This window comes from Dapis brunnea BLCC-M229, from assembly GCF_050015995.1.
Lineage (GTDB): Bacteria > Cyanobacteriota > Cyanobacteriia > Cyanobacteriales > Microcoleaceae > Trichodesmium.
Genome location: NZ_JBNHEP010000062.1, coordinates 12,628 through 38,160 on the forward strand (window position 1 = coordinate 12,628; position 25,533 = coordinate 38,160).

A 25,533-nucleotide genomic window follows, 5' to 3' on the forward strand; every position below is an offset into this window, starting at 1 on the left:
TGAGATTATCTGACTTCCACTCATGTTTTCTGGGCAAAATTTTAGTTACCTCAGAATTTCTCTGACTGTGATTTGTTAATTATGGATGGGTTGCTTCGGCAAGTCTACTAATTTTTTCCCTGATGAGAGTCAGAGGTTAAATATATGGATATGATGGATGCTTTGCTCAAATTTATTTCTGAGTAACTGAATTTTTGATGGTGAGAAATTATCTCGAAAATTGACTATCTATATATAGATGTATCGGATAAATCTGAATAAGTTGTTGATTTTCTGAAGTAGACCTGAGATTATCTGACTTCCACTCATGTTTTCTGGGCAAAATTTTAGTTACCTCAGAGTTTCTCTGACCATCACTTGTTGATGATTGGTAGTTTGCTTCAGAAAATAGACTGATTTTTATTCAATAATTAACAAATACCTTTATACATATAATGGATAATGGGTAAGAAATTTATTTCACCATCAGGAAAACTTTCAATCAGACCTAATGACTCCAGCTAAATTTTATTTTTCAGAAACTTCTGTTCACCAAGAATTACTCAAATTTATTCCCGCCGATGCTAAAGTTGTTTTAGAGTTAGGTTGTGGTAATGGCACAATCGCTTCTCAATATAAACAAATTAATCCTCATTGTCATTATATTGGCATTGAATCTAATCCAGAGTTTGCTAAAAATGCTGCTGCACAAGTAGATATAATTTTAGTGGGAAATATACCAGAAAATATTTCTACTTTAAATATCTCTCCAAAAACAGTAGACTGTCTGATTTATGGTTTAAATTTAATGGCGATCGCTGACCCAACTGAAGTTTTGAAATACTCTCAAACTTGGTTAAAAGATGATGCTCAAGTATTGGCAATAATAGCAAATGTACGGTATTGGCGCAGAATTATTAATTTGCTAAAAGGTAACTGGGAAATTTCGGAAATGATTCGACATTGGTTTAGTCTGGAAAGTCTCAAATCATGTTTTGCTACAGCAGGTTTACAAATATATGAAGTACAAACTCGTGGGGAAAAGGGAGAGGAGTTTGAAAAGTTTCTCCAAGTTACCCAAACTCTGGTTGATGCTTTGGGTTTAGACGGAAAAAAGTTTGCTACTCAGACGGCTGCTGAATATTTCATTGTACGAGCTACCAACTCTACTATCCCACCCCGGAGATTGTTAATTCAAACAATAATTATGGACCCAAAAGTTTGTGGTACTCTCAGAGTTTGGGAACCTGATAAGTTTAGTGCTACTATTCCTGGAGTCAGAACTATTTCTACTGTTAAAACTGCTGATTTGAATGTGGGGTTGTCTGAAGAGGAAAAGGTGTTTATTTGGCAACGTACAATTTTAAATTATCCTTCTGACTTCTATAAAATTAAGTCTTTGCTGGAAAAGAATTATCTGATAGTAGCTGAAATTGATGATAATCCGTTACGTCGTCCTGAATATGGGGAAAATAATTATCTTAGTTATCGTGGCTGTCACTGTGTTCAAACTTCTACTGAGTCTCTAGCTAAATTTTTACAACAATATAACTCTAACGTTGTAGTTTTTCAGAATCAGTTGGCCAGAATACTACCCCTATCTGAGCACGCCTATTCCCATAATAATTATCTTAGCATATTTTTCGGAGCTGTCAATAGGGAAGCAGACTGGAAAGAAATTATGCCAATAATTAATCAAATTTTGTCAGATTATCAGGATAAAATTAGGGTAAAGGTAATCCATGATGAGTTATTTTTTGAAAGCTTAAATACAGCCAATAAAGAATTTTATCCATTTTGTAGTTATGATAAGTACCTGCAAATTCTTGGTAGTTGCGATATTGGTTTATTGCCTTTAAATGAAAATCAAATTAATCAAATGAAATCCGACTTAAAGTTTCTTGAATGTGCAGGTTATGGAGTTGCTGTGCTTGCCAGTCCAACAGTTTACCAAAATTCAATTGTTGATGGTGAAACAGGTTTAATTTATTATTCTCTGTCAGACTTTGCCAGAAAATTTAGACAACTTATAATCGATCAAGATATACGGCAAAAAATAGTAATTAATGCTTATAATTGGGTAAAAAATAATCGTTTATTTTGTCAATATTATCGTCAGCGTCGAGATTGGTATCTACAAATGCGAGATGAATTACCACGTTTAAATAAAGAGTTAAAAAATCGTGTTCCAGAACTTTTTGATTGATGATGAAAAAATCGGGTAATTTTCAGGAAAAATTAGTATATTTCCGTATTAAATTGCCAACTTATATCAAGCATGAAAAAAGAATGTTACAAATGGTATAGTTCAATAATTAATAACTTTCATGTCGGCGACAGCCGTTTTGCTGCGCGACATGAATGCTACGCATGGCAAACAGAAAACAATTAATAATGAATAATTACCTTTTCTGTAATAGAAGGATTGGTTAACAGGAAATTTTTTTTCACTGAAATAAGAGGCTTAAAATCTTAATTTTTCGGTAAGGAAGAAGGAATAAAGAAGAAAAAAACATAAAAGTTATAGATTTTATTGCTCAATTATATCAATAATTTTAGACAATAAGGAAGAAGTTATAATCAAGATTTCCTATTTGTAGTAAACATTGATCGTGGCTGGTTTTATAGAGTAAAATAATGAAAAAATTGAAGTATTATCAAGAAAAAATTGAGGTAGAAGAGGCGTAAGTTTGGCAACGAACATAATTCAAAATTGAATTATGTATAACTGGTAGATATAGCTGGTTTCTGTGCAAGAGTATAAATTGGTTTAATCTCTCTTTCAATCCTAAATATAAGATTGAGGATGAAATAAAATACAGAAGTTAAAAAGCAAAGCTTAAATAGATTAAACCAGAATCTTTCTAAATTATGTAAGTAATAAAATTCTTATTCCCGATCGCTATTGAATGACACTAATTACCATGAATTTTGCTATACTTTGATTTGATATTTATAAATATTATTTGTTGGAGTGAATACTCGATATTTTGCAACTTATGTGATGAATGAACATGATTTTTTTCCAACTTCCAAGTATTGCTATACTTTTTCGGAATTTTGAGAATTGGTATTCGTGGAGAATACTGAAGGAAAGCTAGTCTAGATATCCAGATCCAGCACTGATTAATTCTGACTTCTGACTCCTGGTTCAATTTTACATAAAACCATCATACTGATAGAATAAAGTTAGTAAATTTCCTTGTTTCCTCTTCCCTATTTACCGATTTATTTGATAACAATTAACAATGCGAATATTATTTACAATTGCTCATTTCTTTAACCCTGAAGGTAGCGGACAACATGCTTCCTTACGCAAAGACCCACAAACACGACGTATAGCTTTAACCACCTGTTTAACTGCATTACGCACCCTATATGATAAATCTCAGTATATGATTGATATTGGCAGACATGAAGCTATTCCTGCCAATCAAGGTAACGGTCACGATCTTGATATTATTGTTTGTACAACCAAAGGTTTTCACCTATTATCTCAAATTCCTTTGTCGTCAGATTTTCTGATGCACCACAACACTAATGTGGAACCTATGTTATTAGGATTTGAATGTCAAGCGGTACTCAAATCATGTTTGGGAAAGTATGATTATTATTGTTATTTAGAAGATGATTTAGTTCTACACGACCCTTGGTTCTTTGTGAAATTAAAATGGTTTAATCACCATACAGGAAATGGTAATTTACTTCAACCTAATCGTTATGAACTTTCACCTTTGGGAACTGTACCAAAAGCTTATATAGATGGAAATTTAAGACCAGAAATAACAGCTAAATTTCAAAATATTCAAGAGCAATCTCAGCTTAAGGGGAAAGTTATGGAGAAAGTTATTGCTTTTCACAGAACTCTTAACCCCCATTCTGGTTGTTATTTTTTGAATGCTGAACAAATGGCGGAATGGGTTAGTAAACCTTATTTTTTAGATAGAGATACAAGTTTTATTGGTCCTTTAGAAAGTGCTGCCACTCTAGGAGTGATGAAGACTTTTCGAGTTTATAAACCTGCTGCCGCTCATGCTAGTTTTCTGGAAATTCAGCATTTTGGTACTGTATTTTTGAGTTTAATTGGTAATCAAATTCCACTATGGGAAAAACAAGTTCAGGGTAAAGAAAAAACTCAGACTGAAGCTAAAAATAAAGTCAAGAAAGAAAAATAAAAACAGATCGGTGACAGCCAAAACAACTAATAATTAATAATTACCTATTCTGTAATAGAAAGATTGGCTTAAAGGAATTTTTTTTCTTCTGTTGGTCGATTGAATATGGCGTTCTCCTCGTGACTGGAGGGAAGGGAAACGCCCTCTGGTATAGCCACTCCGCAATTCAAGTCGGCGAGTCACCGAAGTGCGAAGTTGTGCGCTAGTAAAGTGCGTTTGCGTTTCGCTACGCGACATGAAAAGCATTCCGATAGGAAAGTGAGTCAGCAAAACAACCGCTTTTTCTCAATGAATGGAGAGGCTTTATAACCCACATTCAGCACTTCAAAATGCAGTACAAAAATAGCATATAGAGAGCGATATAGCTGCCGCAATTCCTCCGTCAACACAATTATAGCGCTTTTGATTAACATAGAATACAGAGATTTTGGCTTAAAGGCACTTATGCTGAGGGCAGAAGAGAAGGGGGGCGATACCGCGGGGGGCGACAGACGCAAGCGGTCAGATACCGCGGGGTGCGTCTTGCGCAAGCGGTGCGACCCCGCGACGACGTTTCGCTTCGCGACATGAAAAGCGTTAGTGTTAGCGAAGCTCCTCTGCAAGAGGCAGCTCCTCTGTTAGCGCAGCTCCTCCGAAGGAGGCAAGAGGCAGCTCCTCTGCAAGAGGCAAGTCGCAAGCGGTCAGACCCCGCGTCGCCCACAGGCGCAAGGGAATGCTGACCAAGAGAGGGAATGCGCACCAAGAGAGGCAGAAGTTTTGTAGTCAACATTTTGGAAAACCGCTATAATTAGAGATTAATACTGGTATGGCAAAAAAATTGAAAAAATATTATTAGTAAAAATCCTAAGTTATTTCAACAGGACTTACGCAAAGATACTACATATACATATAGAGTCTACTAATTTAGGCGATTGCTGGCGCAAAGCTCCGCTAACGCTTAAAAAATCATAGCGATCGCCTAGCCTTGCTGATTCTATTCAATTCCATAAAAACTTAAACAACTGTCATTTTAATTGTCGGATATTTGAGTTCAGATACTAGATATTTGGATAATAATTGATGTTTCAATTGATATATAGTTTTTCCCGTATAGATTTGGTATTTTTTTCAAATGATTCCAGACTAACATAGCACAAGCAATATGATTTATTTGAATTTTTGCACGACGACATTGGCAAAACTCAAGTCCTGTTAATTGCTTAATTCTGGCGTGAAATTCTTCTATTTTCCATATATTCAATCCTGTCTGTTTTAACCAGAGGTAATTATAAATTATCCATTATCCATTAATGAACATCGGCCAGATTTAAAACAATTTATGATGGAATTAAGAGGTTTTAGTTTCCTTAAATATCCGATGTTTTTAATTGATAGCGTCTTTCTTAAATCTCCAAAACGTATTGAAGCTTTGGGATTAATTATGGGTTTCTGTTTATTAGTTTATACCTTGGGACAACGAGAACTTCGTCAAACTTTAAAAAGGATGAAAACTGGAGTTAAAAACCAGTTAGGTCGCCTTACAGATAGACCGACTCTACCATGGATATTTCAATGTTTTCAATCCGTTCACGTCTTCGTTATTCAGGGAATTAAATAGACATCTAATTTAACCAATGAACGATTAGATGTATTAAAGTTTTTTCCCGAATCTTTTCAGGGTTATTATCTCCTTATTTAGGGAAAACAATGGTTCTCTCGCTAGTTCTTTTTCAATTCCCAAAGGCTTTTAATTTAATGGAGTTGGGATCCAACTCAAACCTATTTGTCATATCTTGAGTTGGAGCATTTTTCTCATGCCTAACCCAAGCTGCTTTTTCTTTTGAATGTTCTAGCCACACCAATTTTTCTTTTTTAAATTTAATTAATCTCGTTAGCGGAGCAAGTGCGATAGCTATATCGCTCCTTTATGCTATTTTTTACTACATTTTGAAGTGCGGAATGTGGGCTGTAAAGTCTTTTAATCACACTTATTATTCGTTTTTCACGCTTGGTTTTATTCAGTAAAGCCTAATGGGACTTACACAATTTATGGGCAGAAAAATGCTTGAAAGTCAGTCTAGACAAGGGAATTACGTCAAAGCTCTAAAAATGGCTAAAACCCTTGGTAATAAAGGAATTATACCTTTTCGACGTAAAAACCTCTAGCTGTCTATATTTGAGCCTATTTTTTGCTACTTTTTTGTGTAAGTCCCGCTAATTAAGACAAAAAAAGAGGAGTGATTAAAAATAAATCACAACCTCATATTTTTTTCTAAATATATAGATGATTAGATGATTAAAATATCGCTTTGAAGTAGATTTGGAGTACCGTTGAGGCGAGCAATAGTAACAACATCACTTAAATCATTAGGATCGTCACTAGGACTACCACTACCACTAGGATCGTACTTTAATAAACCAGAACCAACTAGAATTGGGCTTTCTCCGTCGGGTACTTCAGCACTAGGATCGGCTACTGGGTTACGTTCGTAGATAATTACAGGAGTTGTACCTCGAGCAAAGCTATTTTCATAGTTATCGCCTGCGTCAACAAGAACAAAATCAGCAGTGGCTATAACTGAGCCTTCGCTTGAATTAGCTAAATTAAATCCATCATCCAGAAGTAGTATTCGGTCGTCAGCAGGATCGAAATCTACGATAACACTATTTTCAGTAACCTCGTCCTCAACAGCAAAATAAACAAAGCTATCGTCTCCTTCACCACCAATTAATGAGTCGCCCGTACCATTAAGACCTGCTGCGATATAGTCGTCACCTCCACCACCGAGAATAGTATCTGTGCCACCACGGCCAAATATAATGTCATCCCCTGCACCAGCAACAATACTATCGTTTCCTGTTTCATCTGTAGTACCACCAACAATGGAGTCATTACCAGCTCCAGTAACTAGGGTGTCATTTCCATCACCACCACTTAAGGTGTTATTACCTTGAGTATCTTCTATGAGGAAAGTTGCTGTACCTCCACCCTGAGCTGCTATGACAGTATCATTACCTTGCGTATTACCTATTAATTGATCGCTAGTTCCACCAAACTGGATAAAGTCATTGCCTGTACCACCATCAAAGAAGTTCGATACACCTGGGTTTGAACTACCCAAAAGTCTGTCATTACCTGCACCACCAATCAGAGTAACTTCAATAGCAGCACCACCCGAAGCATCGGTACTGATGCCTGTAGCATCAATAGTGTCGTTGCCAATACCACCATCGACGCGATTAAAAATACCACTCAGGCTATCATTGCCCACACCACCAATCATGGTATCTGTGATAAAGCCTGCTTCTATAGTATCGTTACCTTCTCCTCCATCTAGTCTGTTTTGACCAGAAAAACCTGCAGTTTCAACTGCTACACCATTAGGGCTAAATTTACCCTCATTTTCTTCCAGTAACTCTGTAACAATGAAGTCATCTCCTTCACCACCACTCAAGGTATCCCTGGCAGCTTGACCTTGAAGAGTATCGTCGCCAGCTCCACCATCTAAAGAATTTCTACCATCACCGAATGATCCTACCGCACCTTGAATAAAATCATTACCTTCACCACCTAGTAGAGTAGACCTTTCTATTGGAACTAAAACTATAGCCTCAGAATCAACTGGAGTACCTGTCCTTTCCTGATTCAAGTTAATGATTATATCATCAGCTCGATCTCCGCTTACACGAACTTGGCTGCCTAAAGAATATAATGTATCAGCATCTCTACCACCATATATACTATCGCGATCGCCAAAACCAACAACTAAATCTGCGTCTCGGTTTGCAGATATAAAGTTCTCGTCTTGACCTGTATCACCTGTAAATGTTGGTAAGGCATCGAAGTCTAGTACATCTAATACTTCCGGAGTAAATACACTGATAGTGTCAGATCCCCTACCACCATAGATACTGTCTCTTGCACCTACAAGTAGGATATCATTACCTCGATTGGCAGAGAACCAGTTATCTCCAATCAAACCTCGTATAAAGTCATCCCCATCACCTCCATAAAGGCTTGTTCGGGAAATAGCTACTAAAGTATCATTGTCTGCATCTCCAAATCCAAAACCTGCTGCAGCTTGGAATTCCAGGGAATCATTTCCATTCCCACCTTCAAGAGTGTCAGCTTGACCAGAATTATTAAGGCCAGATGGGCCTCTGGACACCAAACTATCGTTTCCATCTCCACCTTGAACTAGACTACCTCCTAGGGTAGAAGTCAATATTAGGTCATCTCCACCAAGAGCTTCAATTGTATCAGGTTTCTGATTTCCTGCATCGTCCTGATTGAAGATATCATCTCCCTCAGTTAGTGTTACCATACCGTTTCACTCCTCTACATCTATAAATTTATGGTGAATTGTTCTATTTGGTTATACTACTTAGAACACAACTAATTTTATATTCGGCTGTAGTTTAACCTGTTTATCTAGAATAAGTCTAGCCTTTTAACTACAAAAATTATTAGCCCAAAATGGGCCTAATTATGATTTGCCTGTGAGTTTAGCATTATTGACTTTGAAGTACAACAAAGTCTTTATTCTCAGGCAGCATATTTTTTAATGATTGATTATATTCTGAACATTATCCGAGGACGGGATTAATTAATTTTAGGTTCCCAGATAGGTCAATTTTGAAGATAGCTAGAACTTGGAGAAGGTTGGAGATTGTTTTGTCTCTGTACCTATAGTTGGTGTGAGGGTACGATTGGCAACTTGATTAATTAGTTCTAAATGTTTTCCTAATAAATCTGGTAAAGCATAACGTTCTAATACAGTTTGGCGTGCTTTTTTCCTTATTTCTGCCATGCGAGTTGGGTGATCTAAAACTTCATCAACACGGTCAGCTATTTGCTTGGGAGAGAAGAAGTCTACTAATAGGCCATTTTCCCCATCTTGAATAATTTCCCTGACTGGTGCTGTGTCTGAACCTACAATTAAACAGCCAGTAGATAGGGATTCAATCATTGACCATGAGAGCACAAAAGGTCTGGTTAAGTAAATGTGAACATCCGATGCTTGAATGACTTTCAAATATAGTCCATAGGGCAATGAGCCAACAAAATGAACTCGTGATAAGTCCAAAGGGATTTTTTCTAGCATCTCTTGTTTATAAGTTTTACCATTGGGCAAAGATTTACCATAGCAAACTCTTTCGGAACCTACTACTATTACATGACAGTTTGGCCTTCTTTCTTGGAGATAGGCGATCGCTTCGATAAATTCTGGAAAACCGCGGTAGGGTTCCATTCCTCGCGCTACATAGGTCACCAGTTCATCTACTCCAGATAAGTCTAGATTGGGCAGTACCAGTTTGGCGCCGGGATCTGGTTTGAAATATTCGGTATCTACTCCATCGTGGAGTACGGATAGTTTGGTTTGAAGTTCTGGGGGAAATTGAGAACGTTGCCAATATGTGGGAGATAATCCCCAATCACAAGAGTACAAGTCTATTAATATGGGGGCATTTTTTACCCTGATTCTGGCCATGTCATCTATTGTTAGGGGTTCTGCGGGGTCAAAATCTGCATCGGAACCCTGAGAATGATAGAACCATTCAAAGTAGCATAGGAGGGGAGTTCCCGGAAATGCTTCTTTGACAAATAGGGTTGGTCCCCACCCAGAGTGACCGCAAATTACGTCTGGCACAAATCCCTGGGCCTTGAGTTGTTCTGCCATTCTAAATACGGCTTGTCCATAAATTACTGCACTTTCTAGAGGGCGAACATAATGGTGGGTTTCTGGGCGGGGTTCGCGACTGGGGTTGAATAGTGCTTTATAAACTCCTGGTATTTTCCATTCTGGCCGTTCGTTTTTTGTACCGAAGACGACTTTATTTTCTGGGTTAGCTCCTAAAGCGGTAATAATATGACGATATTGGGCAGGAAAATTCGGGTGCAGAAATAAGGCTTTCATAAGTTTAGTGATTGGTGATTGTGGTTTAATACTAAATTAGTTAGGGACTTCCAAATAAAAAAATATATACAGGATTTACGCATTTTTGAGTTCTAAACACTACATATCTATAACGTTAGAGTTTTTGAACACTGTATATAGTGTTTATGTGTAAGTCCTGATACAATGACTCTGAATTGAGGGAGTAGGGAATAGAGTCAGCGAAACTTTCCAGATTTAGTTCAAAAATTGGATAATTTATTTTTTGCTATTCCCTTAATAATTAATTATTAATTGTTAATTATTAATTATTGTCAGGTGCTTGACAAATCCAAACACAATCTCTGGGAACTGAGTTAGTATCTTTATAAATAATTTGGTAGTTAAGATGGGAGAGAAATTTTTTCATTATTGTGTCTGTCATTACTGAGTGGGCAGTGCCATTTCGTTTACCCATAAGATTTTTATCCCAATCTTTGAGAAATCTTTCCCAACCTAGATTGCTGAGAGTATTTGTGTGGTGAAATATGCAAAGTTTTTGCCCTTTTAATTTGGCAGGGATTTTAGTTAGGTAGTTAAAAATATCTCTGGGTTCTAAATGCACCATTGTGTCATAGCAAAAGCAAATATCTGCTACTTGTGATTCAATTTCATTTAATGTTATTCCGTCAAGTTTTACAAATTTTATTCTATCTTCACCAAGTCTATTTTTAGTAGCATTTAACATGGAATTGGAAATATCAGCACATATTAATTTTTGGCAATATTTGAGTAACAATGCTGCGGTTCTTCCCCCACCAATTCCTATTTCTAATACTGTATCTTTGGGTTTGACATAAGGTACGATAAATTTTTCTTCTATTAATTTTTCATACTCTACTAATGAGTTTGCTGCTCCGGCTGCTTTGCCTATCCATTCATCACCTACATGGGTTAATTCTGGGTAATGTTCTTGCCATTTTTTTGCATAGTCTTCCCATGCTTTTTCGTAATCAATAGTCATGTTATATATCTGTATAATGATTTGTGACCAAAACCCTATGATAAGATATTACAACATAAGCGCGGATTGCTATAGACAAATTCTCAGGTTTGATGGAATAGGAAGCATAAAAAAATCAAATAAACTTGACCTTATAAAAGGTTTAATGAGAGTAATATTTGTCTACTTGACATTCTACTTGATAATTAATCATCATGTTATATAATATGGTTTTCTTTTGTAAGTTTCTTAGTTAAGATACCAATTCTGAGGTTTGAGTAAAGTACAAATTTATAAGTTTTAGGAGACAGGGAGCAAAAAAGAATCAAAATTAAGTATACTTGAAAAAAGTAGAGAAAGTTTGGATTAGCAGTTTAATTATACACATGAAAATTCTTTAGTAGGATAGGAAAATACTAATTTATCAATATTAAATAAGGGTGAGTATTAAAAAATCAATCTATGTCATAAATAGATCGATAAATAGGTTATTTCTGATGATTTTACCAAACTAAACATAACTTCTGTTCGATCATACCTACCTACTTAGGGTTTGCTGAAAAAATTGGTTGGTGGGGGTAGGACACGGGGACGCACAGACGCGGGGGAACAGGCAACGGTTTCGGCCATTTTATGTGAATAAATTTTCTTGAATTTCAGCAGAAAATTTCAGTATTTTGAGGGCAATAATAGCCATAAACTTGGAGATCAACTTAATATAAAAAGCTCCATTACTCTAAGCTATCCTAACTTTTAGCTTTATTCAGCAAGCCCTACTTATAGAACCCATTTGATATCTTTGAGATTGATTTTTCTTTCTAAAACCTGAGGCAGGGCAAACGCATCTTGTCAATAAATTGGGGGTAATTATCAATAAACCCCGGTTTATTGCGCTTGTTGAGAATATACTTTCCACATATAGTGTGCATTTAATTTTAAAAACACTATATACAGGAATACGCAAATTAGATGCGTTTGCCCTGAAACCTGAGGGATTGCGTTGAATAAAAAATCATGCGTACAGACGAAGAACCCCAACTTTTTTCTATAATATCAGAATTTTTGCGAGGATGCAACTGAAAATTCCTGCGTTGAAGAATTTTTCAGAAGCTTCAGAAAATGAAAATGTTGGCGGTTTTCTACTTAGGAGCAATGGATGGAAAGATTCGATGATGGGAAAAATTTGGCAGTTATAGTCATTTCAAATAAGAATGAAACACTTTTTCGCTTGAAACCCTTTCACAGCCAGAAACGGTCGTCTCAATCTAAACTGAAATGACTATATCTATATTTTTGATAGGTGGGAAAGTTAGTTAATTTTCGGGAGGATTCTGTAATAATTACATTTATCCCTACCATCTGAGGTTTATAAGATAACATTTCAATTAACTTATTATAGGGAACAGATACAAAATGCGTGATTATTTCTTTTCCCTAAGTTTATCTTCTGCTTCCACTCTTCATTTTGACCTATTATCAATGTTCCTCTGCATCTGATTAATTAGAGTATCAATAATCAAACGAGATGATTTGTGGAGATAATCATTGATGAGCAAATTCTCTTTTTAACATAAGTTTTTTCTGCCTGAGACTTGATTGATTTTCCAGGAGTTGAGATTGTAGGAAGCTCTTAATTTTTTTATAGTATTGTTTTTATAGTATTGATTGATAGATTTTAACGGTCTGCCATTTATCACTCTTGGGTTTTATGTTGGCTTGATTAAAAGTTAATGTAGCTAAGTTGTTTAATCCTATATCAATACTTGCACAACGATTTTTTTCTAGCTCGTATTGTTTTTCCGTCGCTTCATAAATTACCTCTATTGCATAATGGTTAAGAGATTGTTTGTAAAGGAAATATAAAAAGGAGATAGGGAACAGGGAACAGGGAACAGGGAACAGGGAACAGGGAATAGGGAATAGGGAATAGGGAATAAGGAGGAAGAAATCAAGACAAATATTTGTCGCTTAAAAATCTAGGAATATATGTACTGAATACTTCTCTACCTACCAAATTTCAATCTCTTGAAGTATTACCGCTTTTAGATTTTAGTCACTCGCATGTTCTCTTAATACTTATTTTACAAACAGTCTCTAAGTCTAGGGACTAGACGAACTTGTTTAATTTATGAAGTAGGTACTAATGTTTTTAGATAAATCCCAGTTTTACTTAGATTAATAATTCTTTGTTTTAATTGCCTCTTGCTGATGGCTTGTGTGATATAAACTACAATATTTCTTCCAGTTATTTTATTTTTATATCTAGGAAGACGAGGACGAGATTGAAACTTTGATGAGTTCTGTTTATAAACTTCGTTAGCTGTTAAAAAGCTTTTCGGTGTTTCTATCTAGTGTCATCAATATTTGTTGAGATACTTTAGCTGGCATTGCTTGATAGTCTGATTGAGTAGAGAGTGTATGCAGCAAGTCATAAGGTGTTTCTATCTAGTATCATCAATATTTGTTGAGATACTTTAGCTGGCATTGCTTGATAGTCTGATTGAGTAGAGAGTGTACCCAGCAAGTCATAATAGGATAGATTTATCTTTTCAAATATCCAAGACTGACGCACTAAGTAATTAGCATGAGTTTAAGAGATTTTTAGACAAGAAACACAGTCGGTCAATTTCCGGATAAAACGGATTATTTTTTGTATGGGATATGTCTCTCAACTAATTTCATAAATCAAGGAGTTAAAATTACTAAATGCTCTGAACATTGATGAGTTTTTCTGATTATTTGTCTTGAATTAAGCGCTAATTTCATTATACCATTAAACATAAGGTCGAGAGTTATTAAATTTTGTCAAATACTTAGACATTTGAAATTATTTGACTATATATGAATATATTTATGTACAACGTTTATTATACTCTGCTTGTGGCAAAAATTGAGTTATCAAATTGATAAATTTACCACTTTAAGTTAATTTAAGCATATTCACTAATTTTTGATTGCATGGTTGGAAAAAATCTACTAATTCCTGATATATTTTTCACTATATTGTTAGTAATTCCCAGAATTATTTTAATTTAATTATCTTCTTGAATTTAGCCTAAATTAATTCTCATATCTTCAGTTAATTTTTGATTATATGGTTGAAAAAAATCTACTAATTCCTGATATATTTCTTCACTAGGTTGTGAGTAATTTCCAGAATTATATTGAAGATATTTTTCTGAAGAATGTGCAGGTAGTTCCAAAAATTGAAATACTTTGTTCATAGTTTGTTGGGGGCGACTAAATAAGTCTTCACTTTTGAGGATGAGAAATTGTTCTTTGGGAAAAAAGCTCATCCAATTTTGGAGTTGCTCAATATATATTCCTCTTGCTCTATATGTATAATGTTGATGGTTAAAACTGTAATATGTTCCTGTTTCTATAATTTTATCAACTTCTCCCTTCAACCGATTTTTTTCGGCAGCGATCGCCTCTTTCAAACTTAAAGATTCATATCCTAATCTGACTTCATGGTAGTAATGAGAAATAGCTCTTTCTGCTGGGTTCCTTAAAAGAACAATTAGTTTCATCTGAGGATATTTCTCAAAAACTCTTTCAGGAACAAGAGGATGAAATAAATAGTAAGGACTTGATTCTCCAGTAATCATTCCTGATTCTAATTCGGAAAATTGTGATTCATACCATTTTAAATCTTTGTCAAAATTCAAGTCAAAATAATGAATCTCATGTTGTAAAGATGGAGCAATTAAAGGATGTTGAGTTAAATAGCTGTATAAGGAATTAGTACCACATTTCTGTGCTCCAATTATCAAAAAATGAGGTTTGTTATTGTTTATTTTTCTGTGGATAGGATTGCGCTCTTTTTTGTTAAAGTTGATGCCAATATATTCATTTAATTTTTGATTATATGGTTGAAAGTATTCAATTAAGTTCTGATATATTTCTGAGTCAATATCAATTTTTGTTTCCTGCTCAATATTGAGAGAATAATATACAGATTTTGGTTGCAAGTTTAGAAAATTAAATACTTTATTCATTGTTGCTTGAGGACGCTCGAATAAGTCTTCTGTTTCCAAGATTAAAAGTTGTTCTCTGGGGAAAAATTTCATCCAATTCTCAAGTTGCTCAATGTATCTACCACGAGATAAATATGTATAGTGTTGATGGTTAAAACTAGAATATGTTTCTGTTTCTATAATTTTAGATAATTCACCTTCTAGACGATTAGATTCTTGAGCGATCGCCTCTTTCAAACTCAGAGATTCATACCCTAATTTAACTTCATGTTGATAATGTTGAATTGCTCTATCTATGGGATTTCTCAGTATAACAATTAACTTGATATGAGGATATAAATTGTAAACTCTTTCAGGAACAAGAGGATGAAATAAATAGTAAGGAGTTGATTCTCCTGTAATTAAATTACTATTTTTTGTATTTTCAAATTGAGCTTGATACCAATTTATTCCTTGATGAAAATTCAAGTCAAAAAAGTGTAATGATGGTTGTTTAGGAGCTATTACTTGAGGATGGTGAAAAAGATATTTATGTAAATAATTCACCCCACATTTCTGCGCTCCAATTATTAAAAAGTTAGGTTTTTCTGGAAGGGGAGTAAAATTTTTATGTCGGAGAATAGATACACAAAAATCACTTTTTAATCCTCCTGGAATTTCCATAAGAATTTCTTCAATTTCCAATAATAGTCTAATTATTGTGTCTCCTTTAGGATCTCCAGGAGAAAATTGATTACTATCTAATAGTTGGTATAATTCGTGAATTAATCCTCCCCCGTATTCGTTTAAAACTTCTACATGAAAATAATATTTAATGAAGGATAATATAAGTTTTGAACGTACTGCTTCTGAGGGGTCTACTGCAAATACATCTTCAATAGTTGGGCTTTTATATTTTGAAATTTTTATAGACTTAAGACTATCATCAAAGCAATTATATATACGATTAATTAAATCTAATTGAGGCTTTTCATAAATGTTGTAGCAATCACCAACATACTCATTTAATATTACATATCCTTGAGGTTTGAGATGATTTCTTATAGTTGATAAACAGTGTTCCAATTCTTTCACATGATGTAAAGAACCCAAACACATTATTAAGTCATATTTTTTATTTTCTTTAATAGTAAAAGTATTAAAATCATCTTGATAGAAATTAATTTTAACTCCAGCCTTTTCAGCATCTCTTCTAGCAATTTCTAAAGCTGATTCAGAAAAATCAAAAGCATCAATATTCTTAGCAAAGTCTAACTGAGCCATTAGTATTTCGTGATTACCAACCCCACAACCAATAGACAATAAACTATCAAATTTTCTGCCAGCAAAAAAGTCTTCTATCAACCAAGCAAGCCAATATTTTTCTGTTTTACCACCAGATATTCTTTTATTAATAGCTTTTTCAATAACTAAATTAGATATCCATCTATTGCTACTTACTAAAGCTGCTTTGGGATTATCTTTCCAATATTTTTGCGCTTGACTTTGATTATCTAAACTTTTTTCTGACATAATTAGGGAGTATTAAATAATTAATAATTAATAATTAACAATTAATAATTAATTGGCTAAAAGGAATTTTTTTCTTTTTTATCCATGAATAGAGAGGCTTTATACCTTAATTTTTCGATAAGGAATCAACAGTCATTAGTCAGGAGAAATGGGAATTATAGGCATGATAAGATAAATAATACTAAATCCGGTTTAGAAAGAACCGATATTTATGAAGGCAAGGCAGAAGGCAGAGGGCACTTATGCTGAAGGGTTAGAGAGGAATTTTAAAAACGGACTTTTGATAACCGGATTTGGTATAACTGTCTCTGAATTTTTCAGCCCTTATTTGGTCAATAAGTATTATTTTTCATTGTTTTCTTTCCTTCAAAAAATACTCCTGCTGCCAAAATTTCCCTGCCTTTTTGTCCTAATGCTATATCTAAATTATCGCCCTCTTGTACTAAAAAAGCGTGCCAATCTTCTAAACGGTCTTGCCATTCTTTTTGTTGAATATAAGGCCAAATAGTTTGAATTAACATCATCATACTATAAGATGGATAGTGATGAGGAAAAATACCACTATTAATTTCTTCAAAGTCTGACAAAATTTGCCGTAAACCATGAACTGTCATATTAAAATAATGACTAGGGTCAGCATGAAGTGGTTGTAAAAAAGCAGTATCAATAAAGATTAAACCACCTGGTTTTAAAATCCGATAAAGTTCTTTGGCAGTTATAAATGGATTTGGTAAATGTTCAAAAACAGCATGACTAATTATCCCATCAAAGCAATTATCAATAAATGGTAATTTTAATGTTGAACAAACTATATCTGTATATTGATATTGCTGCACATCTAAATAACAAATATTTGGCTTGAGATATTCTTTTTGAGTATTACCTGCACCAAAATCTAAAACTATTCCATTTTCCCCAATTTGATTTAATACTTTTAAAATTTCTTCTGAATAAGGATGAGTTGTTTCTGTTTCTGTCAGTTTAATAAATGGTAATTCTCCTAGTTGTAAAATATAAGGAGTATTTCCCCTAATCCATACATGACAATTTTCTGCATTACAAGGTTTAGCTTTTTGACCACATTCTGGGCAGATAGAGATTTTTTCTAGGTTAAAATTTTTCTGTCTTGTGGGAAGTTTAGGGGGTTGACCAATAACTTTGAATTGATTTTGAAATAATAATGTTTTTTCGTCTCCATCAATAAATATTTCTATTTTTATATTTGTGTCTGGTTTAATATTCTCTGGCAGTAAAACTTCACCCCAAAAACCACTATGACTAGCATATTTTTTCTCTGGGAAAGCAGCAGCTACATCCGGTCTATATCCACCATGTAAAAGGGAAGCATAAGGTTGAGAATTTAGATTCAAAGTTAGTTTTACATTCCGGTTATTTTCAGGAATATACCAACCAGAAAATTTGGTTAGGTAATCTATTTCTGTACCTTTAGGAAAATCTAGATTAAACATTTTCTATTTTGATAAAGTATGACCTGTAGCGCTAAAGGCAATAATTAATCAGTGATATTCGTGCCATAATCTGTGTGTGCTTTGATTGGTCTCTCAAACGTTGAACTTCTTCTAAACTCAGACTTGTATTTTGACTCACTGTTTCTGTATCTAAAAATTCCAGTAATCTTTTAGCAATTTCGATTTTAGTTTCTTGAATACCTATTTGTTTACCAAAAAATAATGTCTAAAGTCTCCTCTTTTAAGGGGATGAAAAAAATGTTCAATTCAGTATTTGAATCCCAATACTTTAGTGGTCGGTACTGATAACTGATAACTGATAACTGAAATTACCTTCCTGAATTGCTTGATTCTTAACTATCTTTATGGCATTTTTTTTTCATGTATATAGATTTTTATAGCCTCTAAATTTTCAAATTATTCCCTAGTTAAATTAGCTTGATTAGCAAGTAAAAATGCTTCATTTATTTCTGGCACTTCTACCATAATTTCTAGTATAGTATATCAATTACCTGCACTATTGAAAAAATAAAGACATTTATCAGTGAGCGTTACTAATTATGAAATTTATTTCTTGAATTTTAGCAATTCTACAAAGATTAATTCAATGTCATAAATTAGATAGTCTATCAAGTATTCTTTTTCCTTTTAATTCGTATATCTGTGACATAATCAGTGTCTGCTAATTTATCTAAAGAAAAGTAAGCTTCTTGAAATATCTGACCATAAGTTTCAGTCATTTCTGCAAAGGTATTTAATGACTCCAGTACATATTTAGCATTACCAGCAAGTCGCTGACGTAATTCTTCATCTATTAATAAAGACATCAAAACATTTGCTAATTCTTCTGGGTTGTCAGGAGCATAGAATAAACCGTTAATATTTGGTTTTACTTGTTCAACTATGCCAAAAACTGGAGTAGTAACTATAGGTAAATTATAAGCCATTGCTTCTAATATTACTCTGGGAAAACTTTCGATGCGAGAAGTACAAACAAATATATCTGCTGCTTGATAATATTTTGCTGTTTCTGAAGTTTCTCCTACTATTTCTACTCTTTGCTGAATTTCTTCTGGTAAATTTTTGACAAGTTCATGTAACTTTAAACTGTAAAGATTTGGGCGATCGCCTACCAAAAAACATTTGATTTTCTCTCTTTCTTTTTCTGGGATAAATGATAGAGATTTTACTAAGTCGTGTTGACCTTTTCTTTCGCAGACAGTACCTAATAATAGAATGGCTATTTCGTCTTTTTTTACTTCCAAAGCTGACCTTGCTTCTTGTCTAGACCATTTAGCACTAGCTTTTTTTAATAGTTCTAAATCTAATCCATTATGAACGACGGTAAAATTGTGATGACTATTTAAAGGGAGATATTTATTTCGAGTAGCATCGGAAACAAAAATTATGCGATAAGGATAACGGAAACATTCTAATGCTCTGGCAGCTATCTCGTTTCCAAAACGATTAAAATAAGTTTGCCAAGGTTGACTTTCATGCACATTCCAGACACTGGGAATGTTTAACATTTGAGCGACGTCTACCATAAAAAAGTTTTCTAAAGTATTGATATACATTACATCAATATTTAGAGATTTTATTTCTTGAGCAAAGGTGGTTAAAGCGGCATTATAAGCATCTCTTTGATAGATATGTTCTAGGGGATTATCTTTAACAATAACTTGAATATTTTGTTGTTGATAAATTTCTCTCAACTCCCCATCATTTACAGAAAATATTATTGGTTTGACAATTCCATCTTTTGCTAACTTTAGGGCGATTTCTAATTGATGAAGTGGGGCGCCAGTTAGGTCTAAAGAATTACTACACATCAATAATTTAATTCTAGGAAAAGCATTAGAAGGGAACAGGGAATAGGGAACAGGGAACAGGGAGTCAATTGCGTGAGTATCTATTTCTGATATCTGAGTATTTAATTCTGATTCTTTATTGGGATTATCAACTTTTGCCTGAGCATTTAATTCTGATTCATTCAGAGAATTTGCCTCTAGAGTCTGAGGATTTATTTCCGACTCTTGCCGAGAATTATCAACTTTTGCCTGAGCATTTAATTCTGATTCATTCAGAGAATTTGCCTCTAGAGTTTGAGGATTTATTTCTGATTTTGTTTGACTATTTATTTTGACTCCTTTCTCAAAAGCATTGAACTTTTTACTCTTTCCTTCCAACTTCCGACTTCTTCCTTCTTTTGAAAAATTTGCCTCTGGAGTTTGAGGATTTAATTCTGACTCTTGCCGAGAATTATCAACTTTTGCCTGAACATTTAATTCTGATTCATTGAAAGAATTTGCCTCTAAAGTCTGAGGATTTAATTCTGACTCTTTCTGAGAATTATCGACTTTTACCTGAGTATTTATTTTTGATTCATTTAGAGAATTTGCCTCTAGAGTTTGAGGATTTAATTCTGAGTCTTTCTGAGAATTATCGACTTTTGCCTGAGCATTTAATTCTGATTCATTCAGAGAATTTGTCTCTAGAGTCTGAGGATTTATTTCCGACTCTTGCTCTGATTCTTTCTCAGAATTATCAAATTTTGCCTGAACATTTATTTCTGCTTCATTGAAAGAATTTGTCTGTAGAGTTTGAGGATTTAATTCCGAATCTTTCTGAGAATCATCGACTTTTGCCTGAGCATTTAATTCTGCTTCATTGAAAGAATTTGTCTGTAGAGTTTGAGGATTTAATTCCGAATCTTTCTGAGAATCATCGACTTTTGCCTGAACATTTACTTCTGAGTCTTTATCAAAACTTTCTAACTTCTGACTTCTGACTCCTGACTCGTGAAGACTTCCTGACTTCTGAAAAACTCCTGACTCCTTCTTCCCTCCTGTCTCCTGTCTCCTGTCTCCTGTCTCCTGAAGACTTCCTGACTTCTGAAAAACTTCTGACTCCTTCTTCCCTCCTGTCTCCTGTCTCCTGTCTCCTGTCTCCTTCATAAAAAATCTTCTCGGTTGAATTTCAAACAACTCACTTTCCAGAGAAAAATGAGGACTATAAAATCCATCTATCATCCGAGAATATTTCCGACGATAATTTGCCTCTTCTTGAGGATTATCAGAATAACCGCGACTCGTTCCTTCCTTATGAATTAACTCAGCATCCGGACAATAAACCGAACGATAACTATTATTAAAACGCCGAACTAAAAGTCGATAACCATAATCTGCATCATTATAAGCAACGGCAAAATTTTCCTCATCAAATCCACCATTATCTAAAAATAATTTCCGGGAAGTTAACATACAAGCTGCCGTTACTGCCGAATAATTTCTTGATACCGAAGCTTGAGAAAGATAACCTCTATTTTCACTATGTAATAATTTAAAAGCATGACCTGCCAAACCATGATGTAAACCATGAATTACGCCGGCGTGTTGAATCCTTTGATCGGGATAAATTAATTTAGCTCCGACTGCTCCGACTCCAGGAATTTTTGCATAACCCATCATCTGACTTAACCAGTTAGGAGAAATAATTTCCGTGTCATTATTTAGAAAGAGAATATATTCAGTTTTTGCATTTTTTGAAATTAGCTCGACAGCGCGGTTGTTTATAGCAGCAAAATTAAATTTTCCATCAGTATTGGCAATAGGGATAACTGATATATTTGCTTCCCCAAAATATAAATCTTTCAAGCTTGCCAAATACTCTAAAGTTTCAGACTCATCACTTTCATTATCAATCACAAAAACTTGATAATTCTGATAAGTCGTCTTTCGCAGAGACTCAATGCAAGCTTTCAATAACTTAGCTTGATTTTTAGTTGGAATAATAATAGTTACTGAGTCACCTTGATCGGGAAAAGTTGGTTTAAAAATTCCTAACCTTTCCCGCATTGCCCAATCTGGATGATAAATATTTCCTACTATTCCTCGACGGTTTAAACTTTCTTGAACTGCTTTTTCACCTGCTAGAAAACTTTTCGGTTTTTCCCCTCCAGAAATAGCAGTCGAACCAGGAGAAGTTCGCCAATGATATAACACTAAAGGTAGATGTCCGACATGACGAGAAATTTCCGTTGCTCTTAAAGCAAAATCATAATCTTGAGAGCCTTCAAAACCAACTCTTAAACCTCCTATTTTGTCAAAAATTTCCTTTCTCACCACGCACAAATGACCCATATACATATAGGAAAGTAATAATTCTGGAGAATATTCCGGTTTAAATTGAGGGTCGAACCTTTTGCCTTCCGTACTAATTTTATCGTCGTCCGAATAAAGAAAATCTGTTTCTGGATTTTGACTTATATATAGAGCAACTTCTCCTAAAGCATCCGGAGTAAGTTCATCATCATTATCCAAAAACAGAATAAAATCTCCCGTGGCAAGTTCGGCAGCAGAATTAGTCGCAGCACTAATATTGCCATTCTCCGAACGGAAAGTCAGTTTAATCCGGGAGTCAGTCTTAGCTACTTCCGTCAGAATTTCCCGAATATCTGGATTACTACTACAGTCATCCGCTATGCAAAATTCCCAATTTTGGTATACTTGGTTTTGTACACTGGCTATTCCCTTGCGTAAAAATTCCACCGGAGGATTATAAACTGGCATAACCACAGAAATTTTCGGTAAAGGAGTCCGACAACCTTCCAAACGGGATACCAAATATTGACGAGAGCGATCGCCCCACTTATTTACTGCCAACCAAGCATCATAAACATCTATAGTTTCTGGCAGGACAAATCCAGGAGGAAGTAATAATTCTCCCCCTTGTTTTTGTTGCTGTCTATATATTGTTAATATTTGTCTGGCAATATTGGGTAATTCTGAGGGTAGAGGTAAGATGCGACCTAACCTTTGTTGTCTTTCGGCAGTCCGTTTCCAAATAGCTTGAGCAAATTTAGATAACCCCTGAAATTTATCCTTAGCTTTTTCCGAAAAACCATAACGTCTTAGTTCCAAAATTTCCGAGCAATAAAAACCTACTACTTCCCCACTTTCCAAATACGCCTCCAAACTAATCTCCCATTTTCCAGATGGAACTTCCACAGTTACTTCAAATCCACTATGCTGACTTCCCACCCAATCTGGGAAAACTTCTCCCACATCCTTCCGACGCAAACCATAGGCACACTCTATAGAAACCTCCCCATATTTGAGAACTAATTTAGTAATTTTCTGTTCTGGATGGCAACACCAACCGGCAAATAAAATTTCTCCTTCCCGCAATTGCCACTTTGCCGGAGCATCAAAATTTGCTTCGACGTTAGATACTGATATAGGATAACTTGCGAATTTCTGCCATTCTCCTTTTTTATTCTCTGCTTCGAGTATTAATTCATAATTTCCTGGAGAGAGTTGTACAAATATTTCAAATCCAGAGCTAAAAGCAGTAGAAATATCATTATATTTTTGGATAACATCTGGTCGGGAGATGCCATAGTTACCAAGAAAAATTTCTGTTCCTACTTTGGCACGAATATTTTGGATATTGAAAGTATTGTGGAAACACCAACCTACTATTTCTATTTCCGAGTTAGAAATTTGCCAGTTAATAGGAGAGTCGATAGAAAAAAGGAAGTGCGGTCGTAACTTCTGAAGTTGACTTTTGAGAGTAAACCACTTTTCTCGCAGTTTCCAGAATTTGGAAGATTTCATGGCAGAAACTTCTACCCTAAGTGTTTCTGTTTCATAGTTTTGAGCGTTTAATTCAACTTTGGTTTCCTCAAGAGTAGTTTGGGTTTGGGCTAGACTGGTTTGGGTTTTTCCTAGTTCAGTTTCTAAAAGTTGAATTTGAGCTTGAGATTCTTGTAGTTTTACCTGAGTACCATCTAATTTTTGTTGAGCATTTCCTAATTCGGTTTCTAAAAGTTGAATTTGAGCTTGAGATTCTTGTAGTTTTACCTGAGTACCATCTAACTTTTGTTGAGTTTTTCCTAATTCGGTTTCTAACAGTTGAATTTGAGCTTGAGATTCTTGTAGTTTTACCTGAGTACCATCTAACTTTTGTTGAGTTTTTCCTAATTCGGTTTCTAAACGTTTAATTTGAGTTTGAGACTCCTGTAATTTCAGGATATTACCATTGAGTTGTATTTGAGTCTGACCTAATTCTGTCTCTAATATGCCAATTTTTTCCTGAGACTCTTGTAACTTAACCTTATTCCCCTCAAGTTGAACTTTAATCTGCCCGAATTCCGTTTCTACTCCTAATAATTTTTTCTGAGACTCAGTTAATTTAATCTGAGTACCTTCTAGCTGAACTTGAGTTTTTCCTAACTCCGTTTCTAAACTCAATATTTTAACTAATGCTTCTTGAAACCTAGTTTTTGAATTATCAAGTTGTGCCTGAGCTTGCCCTAAATCTATTTCTAATCTAATAATTTTCTGTTGAGATTCTTCTAATTTTGTTTGATTGTTTTCCAGTTGAGATTCAGTCTGCCCTAGTTTTCTTTCTAATTTTACTACTTTAGTTTGAGATGCTTGTAAATTTGTTTCTTTACCTTCAAGTTGAACTTGAGTTTTACCTAATTCTACTTCTAGTAATTCTAGCTTTTGACTAGACTGTTGGAGCTTGACCAATCTAATATCAAGTTCTTGCTGAGTTTCACCTAATTCTGTCTCTAAATTTCCTACTTTCTGTTTTGCTTCTCGAAATATTTCTTGCCATCTTTCTACATCTGTTTCTAAACTATTAATTTGTTTTTCTAAACCTCGAATATTTAACCAATCCCGAAATTCCCATAATTCTAGTTCACTTTTGATTTTTGACTGTCTTGAATGCGTCTTAGATTCTGAGGAAACCTCAGAATTACGCACTTGCTTTTGACTTTTGAATTCTTTACTTCCACCTATACCAATTTTTTCTAGTTGCTGATAAACCTCTAATGTTTGTGGGAAATATTTTTCTATCAAACTAGGTTTAGTAGTTTCACTAATATCTTTTACTAATAAAGACTCAGCAAAATTTCCAGGAGGAGGCGCTGCTAAATCTATTTCAAATTTTTCGTTAACCGCCTGGATAAAGCTTTCCGGATTTTTGCCAATACTATCAACTTTGCCTATTAAACATTGTGCTGAAAATTGTTCATAAAAATCTAAAATTCTCTGATTATAATCCAACCACATTTTCACAGCTATTTCTGGTTGCTGTAATAACTTTTCATCGGTACCGCGCCGATAAATAGAATCTACTACTTCCCAAGGGGAACGATAAACAAAAATAAACTTAGCATCGGGCAATAAGTCTAACCAAAAGTTTAAAAATAATGTTGTTCTAGGGTCTTTCCATCCCCAGCTTTTACTTTTTTTCTCGTTTTCTTCTTGACGATTTTTTATTAGTCTTTTCGCTGCTTTTAAATATTGTTTTTTAACTGGAATTTCTTTGATTTCTACGTTGCCACCTAAGTCGTCGATACCTTGCGAGCACAATATTCCTTTATGGAGTTCTACAAACTCTATATCTTCAAAATGTCCCCTAATATTTCCATATTCTGGTCCGACTAATTTTTCCCCAATATTTACTCCTACACTCTGAAATAAAGAAGCAGTTAATGAGGTTCCGGAACGGTGCATCCCTGTAATCATAAAAACTTTTGATTTCATC

At 34.5% G+C, this 25,533-nt stretch carries 9 protein-coding genes and 2 pseudogenes; 4 read left to right on the top strand and 7 right to left on the bottom strand.

All coding sequences use genetic code 11. The annotated features are described in order from the left end of the window. Window positions 1-490 precede the first annotated feature (490 nt). Window positions 491-2,185: a methyltransferase domain-containing protein gene (locus ACP6PM_RS07150; RefSeq protein WP_426583169.1), complete on the top strand. Its 1,695-nt coding sequence runs from the start codon at window positions 491-493 to the stop codon at window positions 2,183-2,185. A gap of 1,042 nt (window positions 2,186-3,227) precedes the next feature. After that, window positions 3,228-4,154 carry a calcium-binding protein gene (locus ACP6PM_RS07155; RefSeq protein WP_426583171.1) on the top strand — a complete coding sequence of 309 codons (927 nt, stop codon included), beginning with the start codon at window positions 3,228-3,230 and terminating at the stop codon, window positions 4,152-4,154. A 993-nt stretch (window positions 4,155-5,147) separates the two neighbouring features. Here the strand turns inward: ACP6PM_RS07155 and ACP6PM_RS07160 are convergent. Beyond that, window positions 5,148-5,391, bottom strand: a pseudogene (locus ACP6PM_RS07160) (IS701-like element ISPlag1 family transposase); the annotation flags it as partial. A 93-nt stretch (window positions 5,392-5,484) separates the two neighbouring features. Between ACP6PM_RS07160 and ACP6PM_RS07165 the strand changes: the two are divergent. Next, window positions 5,485-5,832 (top strand): annotated as a pseudogene (locus tag ACP6PM_RS07165) (IS1634 family transposase); the annotation flags it as partial. Window positions 5,833-6,421: 589 nt separating this feature from the next. Here the strand turns inward: ACP6PM_RS07165 and ACP6PM_RS07170 are convergent. The 3 genes from ACP6PM_RS07170 to ACP6PM_RS07180 all read right to left on the bottom strand — a co-directional run bounded on the left by ACP6PM_RS07170 (window position 6,422) and on the right by ACP6PM_RS07180 (window position 11,033). Further along, complete coding sequence (locus ACP6PM_RS07170; protein WP_426583172.1) at window positions 6,422-8,458, bottom strand: calcium-binding protein; 2,037 nt, start codon at window positions 8,456-8,458, stop codon at window positions 6,422-6,424. Window positions 8,459-8,779: 321 nt separating this feature from the next. After that, complete coding sequence (locus ACP6PM_RS07175) at window positions 8,780-10,051, bottom strand: glycosyltransferase family 4 protein (RefSeq protein ID WP_426583174.1); 1,272 nt, start codon at window positions 10,049-10,051, stop codon at window positions 8,780-8,782. Window positions 10,052-10,334: 283 nt separating this feature from the next. Continuing rightward, window positions 10,335-11,033: a class I SAM-dependent methyltransferase gene (locus tag ACP6PM_RS07180; RefSeq protein WP_426583176.1), complete on the bottom strand. Its 699-nt coding sequence runs from the start codon at window positions 11,031-11,033 to the stop codon at window positions 10,335-10,337. Window positions 11,034-12,082: 1,049 nt separating this feature from the next. Between ACP6PM_RS07180 and ACP6PM_RS07185 the strand changes: the two genes are divergently transcribed. After that, on the top strand, window positions 12,083-12,208 hold the full coding sequence (locus ACP6PM_RS07185) for a hypothetical protein (protein ID WP_426583178.1): 126 nt from the start codon (window positions 12,083-12,085) through the stop codon (window positions 12,206-12,208). 1,854 nt (window positions 12,209-14,062) lie between these two features. Here ACP6PM_RS07185 and ACP6PM_RS07190 read toward each other — a convergent pair. The 3 genes from ACP6PM_RS07190 to ACP6PM_RS07200 all read right to left on the bottom strand — a co-directional run bounded on the left by ACP6PM_RS07190 (window position 14,063) and on the right by ACP6PM_RS07200 (window position 25,532). Beyond that, a complete protein-coding gene (locus ACP6PM_RS07190) occupies window positions 14,063-16,501 on the bottom strand; it encodes a sulfotransferase domain-containing protein (RefSeq protein WP_426583180.1) in 2,439 nt (812 codons plus the stop codon). A gap of 332 nt (window positions 16,502-16,833) precedes the next feature. After that, complete coding sequence (locus ACP6PM_RS07195; RefSeq protein ID WP_426583182.1) at window positions 16,834-17,970, bottom strand: class I SAM-dependent methyltransferase; 1,137 nt, start codon at window positions 17,968-17,970, stop codon at window positions 16,834-16,836. A 629-nt stretch (window positions 17,971-18,599) separates the two neighbouring features. Continuing rightward, window positions 18,600-25,532 (bottom strand): glycosyltransferase, encoded by a 6,933-nt coding sequence (locus ACP6PM_RS07200; protein ID WP_426583184.1) that lies wholly within the window; start codon window positions 25,530-25,532, stop codon window positions 18,600-18,602. Window position 25,533 lies beyond the last annotated feature (1 nt).

What these genes read in the sequence shown, in the direction of transcription:
- ACP6PM_RS07200 (WP_426583184.1), bottom strand. Translation starts at nt 25,532, where the DNA reads ATGAAATCAAAAGTTTTTATGATTACAGGGATGCACCGTTCCGGAACC.
- ACP6PM_RS07155 (WP_426583171.1), top strand. Translation starts at nt 3,228, where the DNA reads ATGCGAATATTATTTACAATTGCTCATTTCTTTAACCCTGAAGGTAGC.
- ACP6PM_RS07180 (WP_426583176.1), bottom strand. Translation starts at nt 11,033, where the DNA reads ATGACTATTGATTACGAAAAAGCATGGGAAGACTATGCAAAAAAATGG.
- ACP6PM_RS07170 (WP_426583172.1), bottom strand. Translation starts at nt 8,458, where the DNA reads ATGGTAACACTAACTGAGGGAGATGATATCTTCAATCAGGACGATGCA.
- ACP6PM_RS07175 (WP_426583174.1), bottom strand. Translation starts at nt 10,051, where the DNA reads ATGAAAGCCTTATTTCTGCACCCGAATTTTCCTGCCCAATATCGTCAT.
- ACP6PM_RS07150 (WP_426583169.1), top strand. Translation starts at nt 491, where the DNA reads ATGACTCCAGCTAAATTTTATTTTTCAGAAACTTCTGTTCACCAAGAA.
- ACP6PM_RS07195 (WP_426583182.1), bottom strand. Translation starts at nt 17,970, where the DNA reads ATGTTTAATCTAGATTTTCCTAAAGGTACAGAAATAGATTACCTAACC.
- ACP6PM_RS07190 (WP_426583180.1), bottom strand. Translation starts at nt 16,501, where the DNA reads ATGTCAGAAAAAAGTTTAGATAATCAAAGTCAAGCGCAAAAATATTGG.
- ACP6PM_RS07185 (WP_426583178.1), top strand. Translation starts at nt 12,083, where the DNA reads ATGCAACTGAAAATTCCTGCGTTGAAGAATTTTTCAGAAGCTTCAGAA.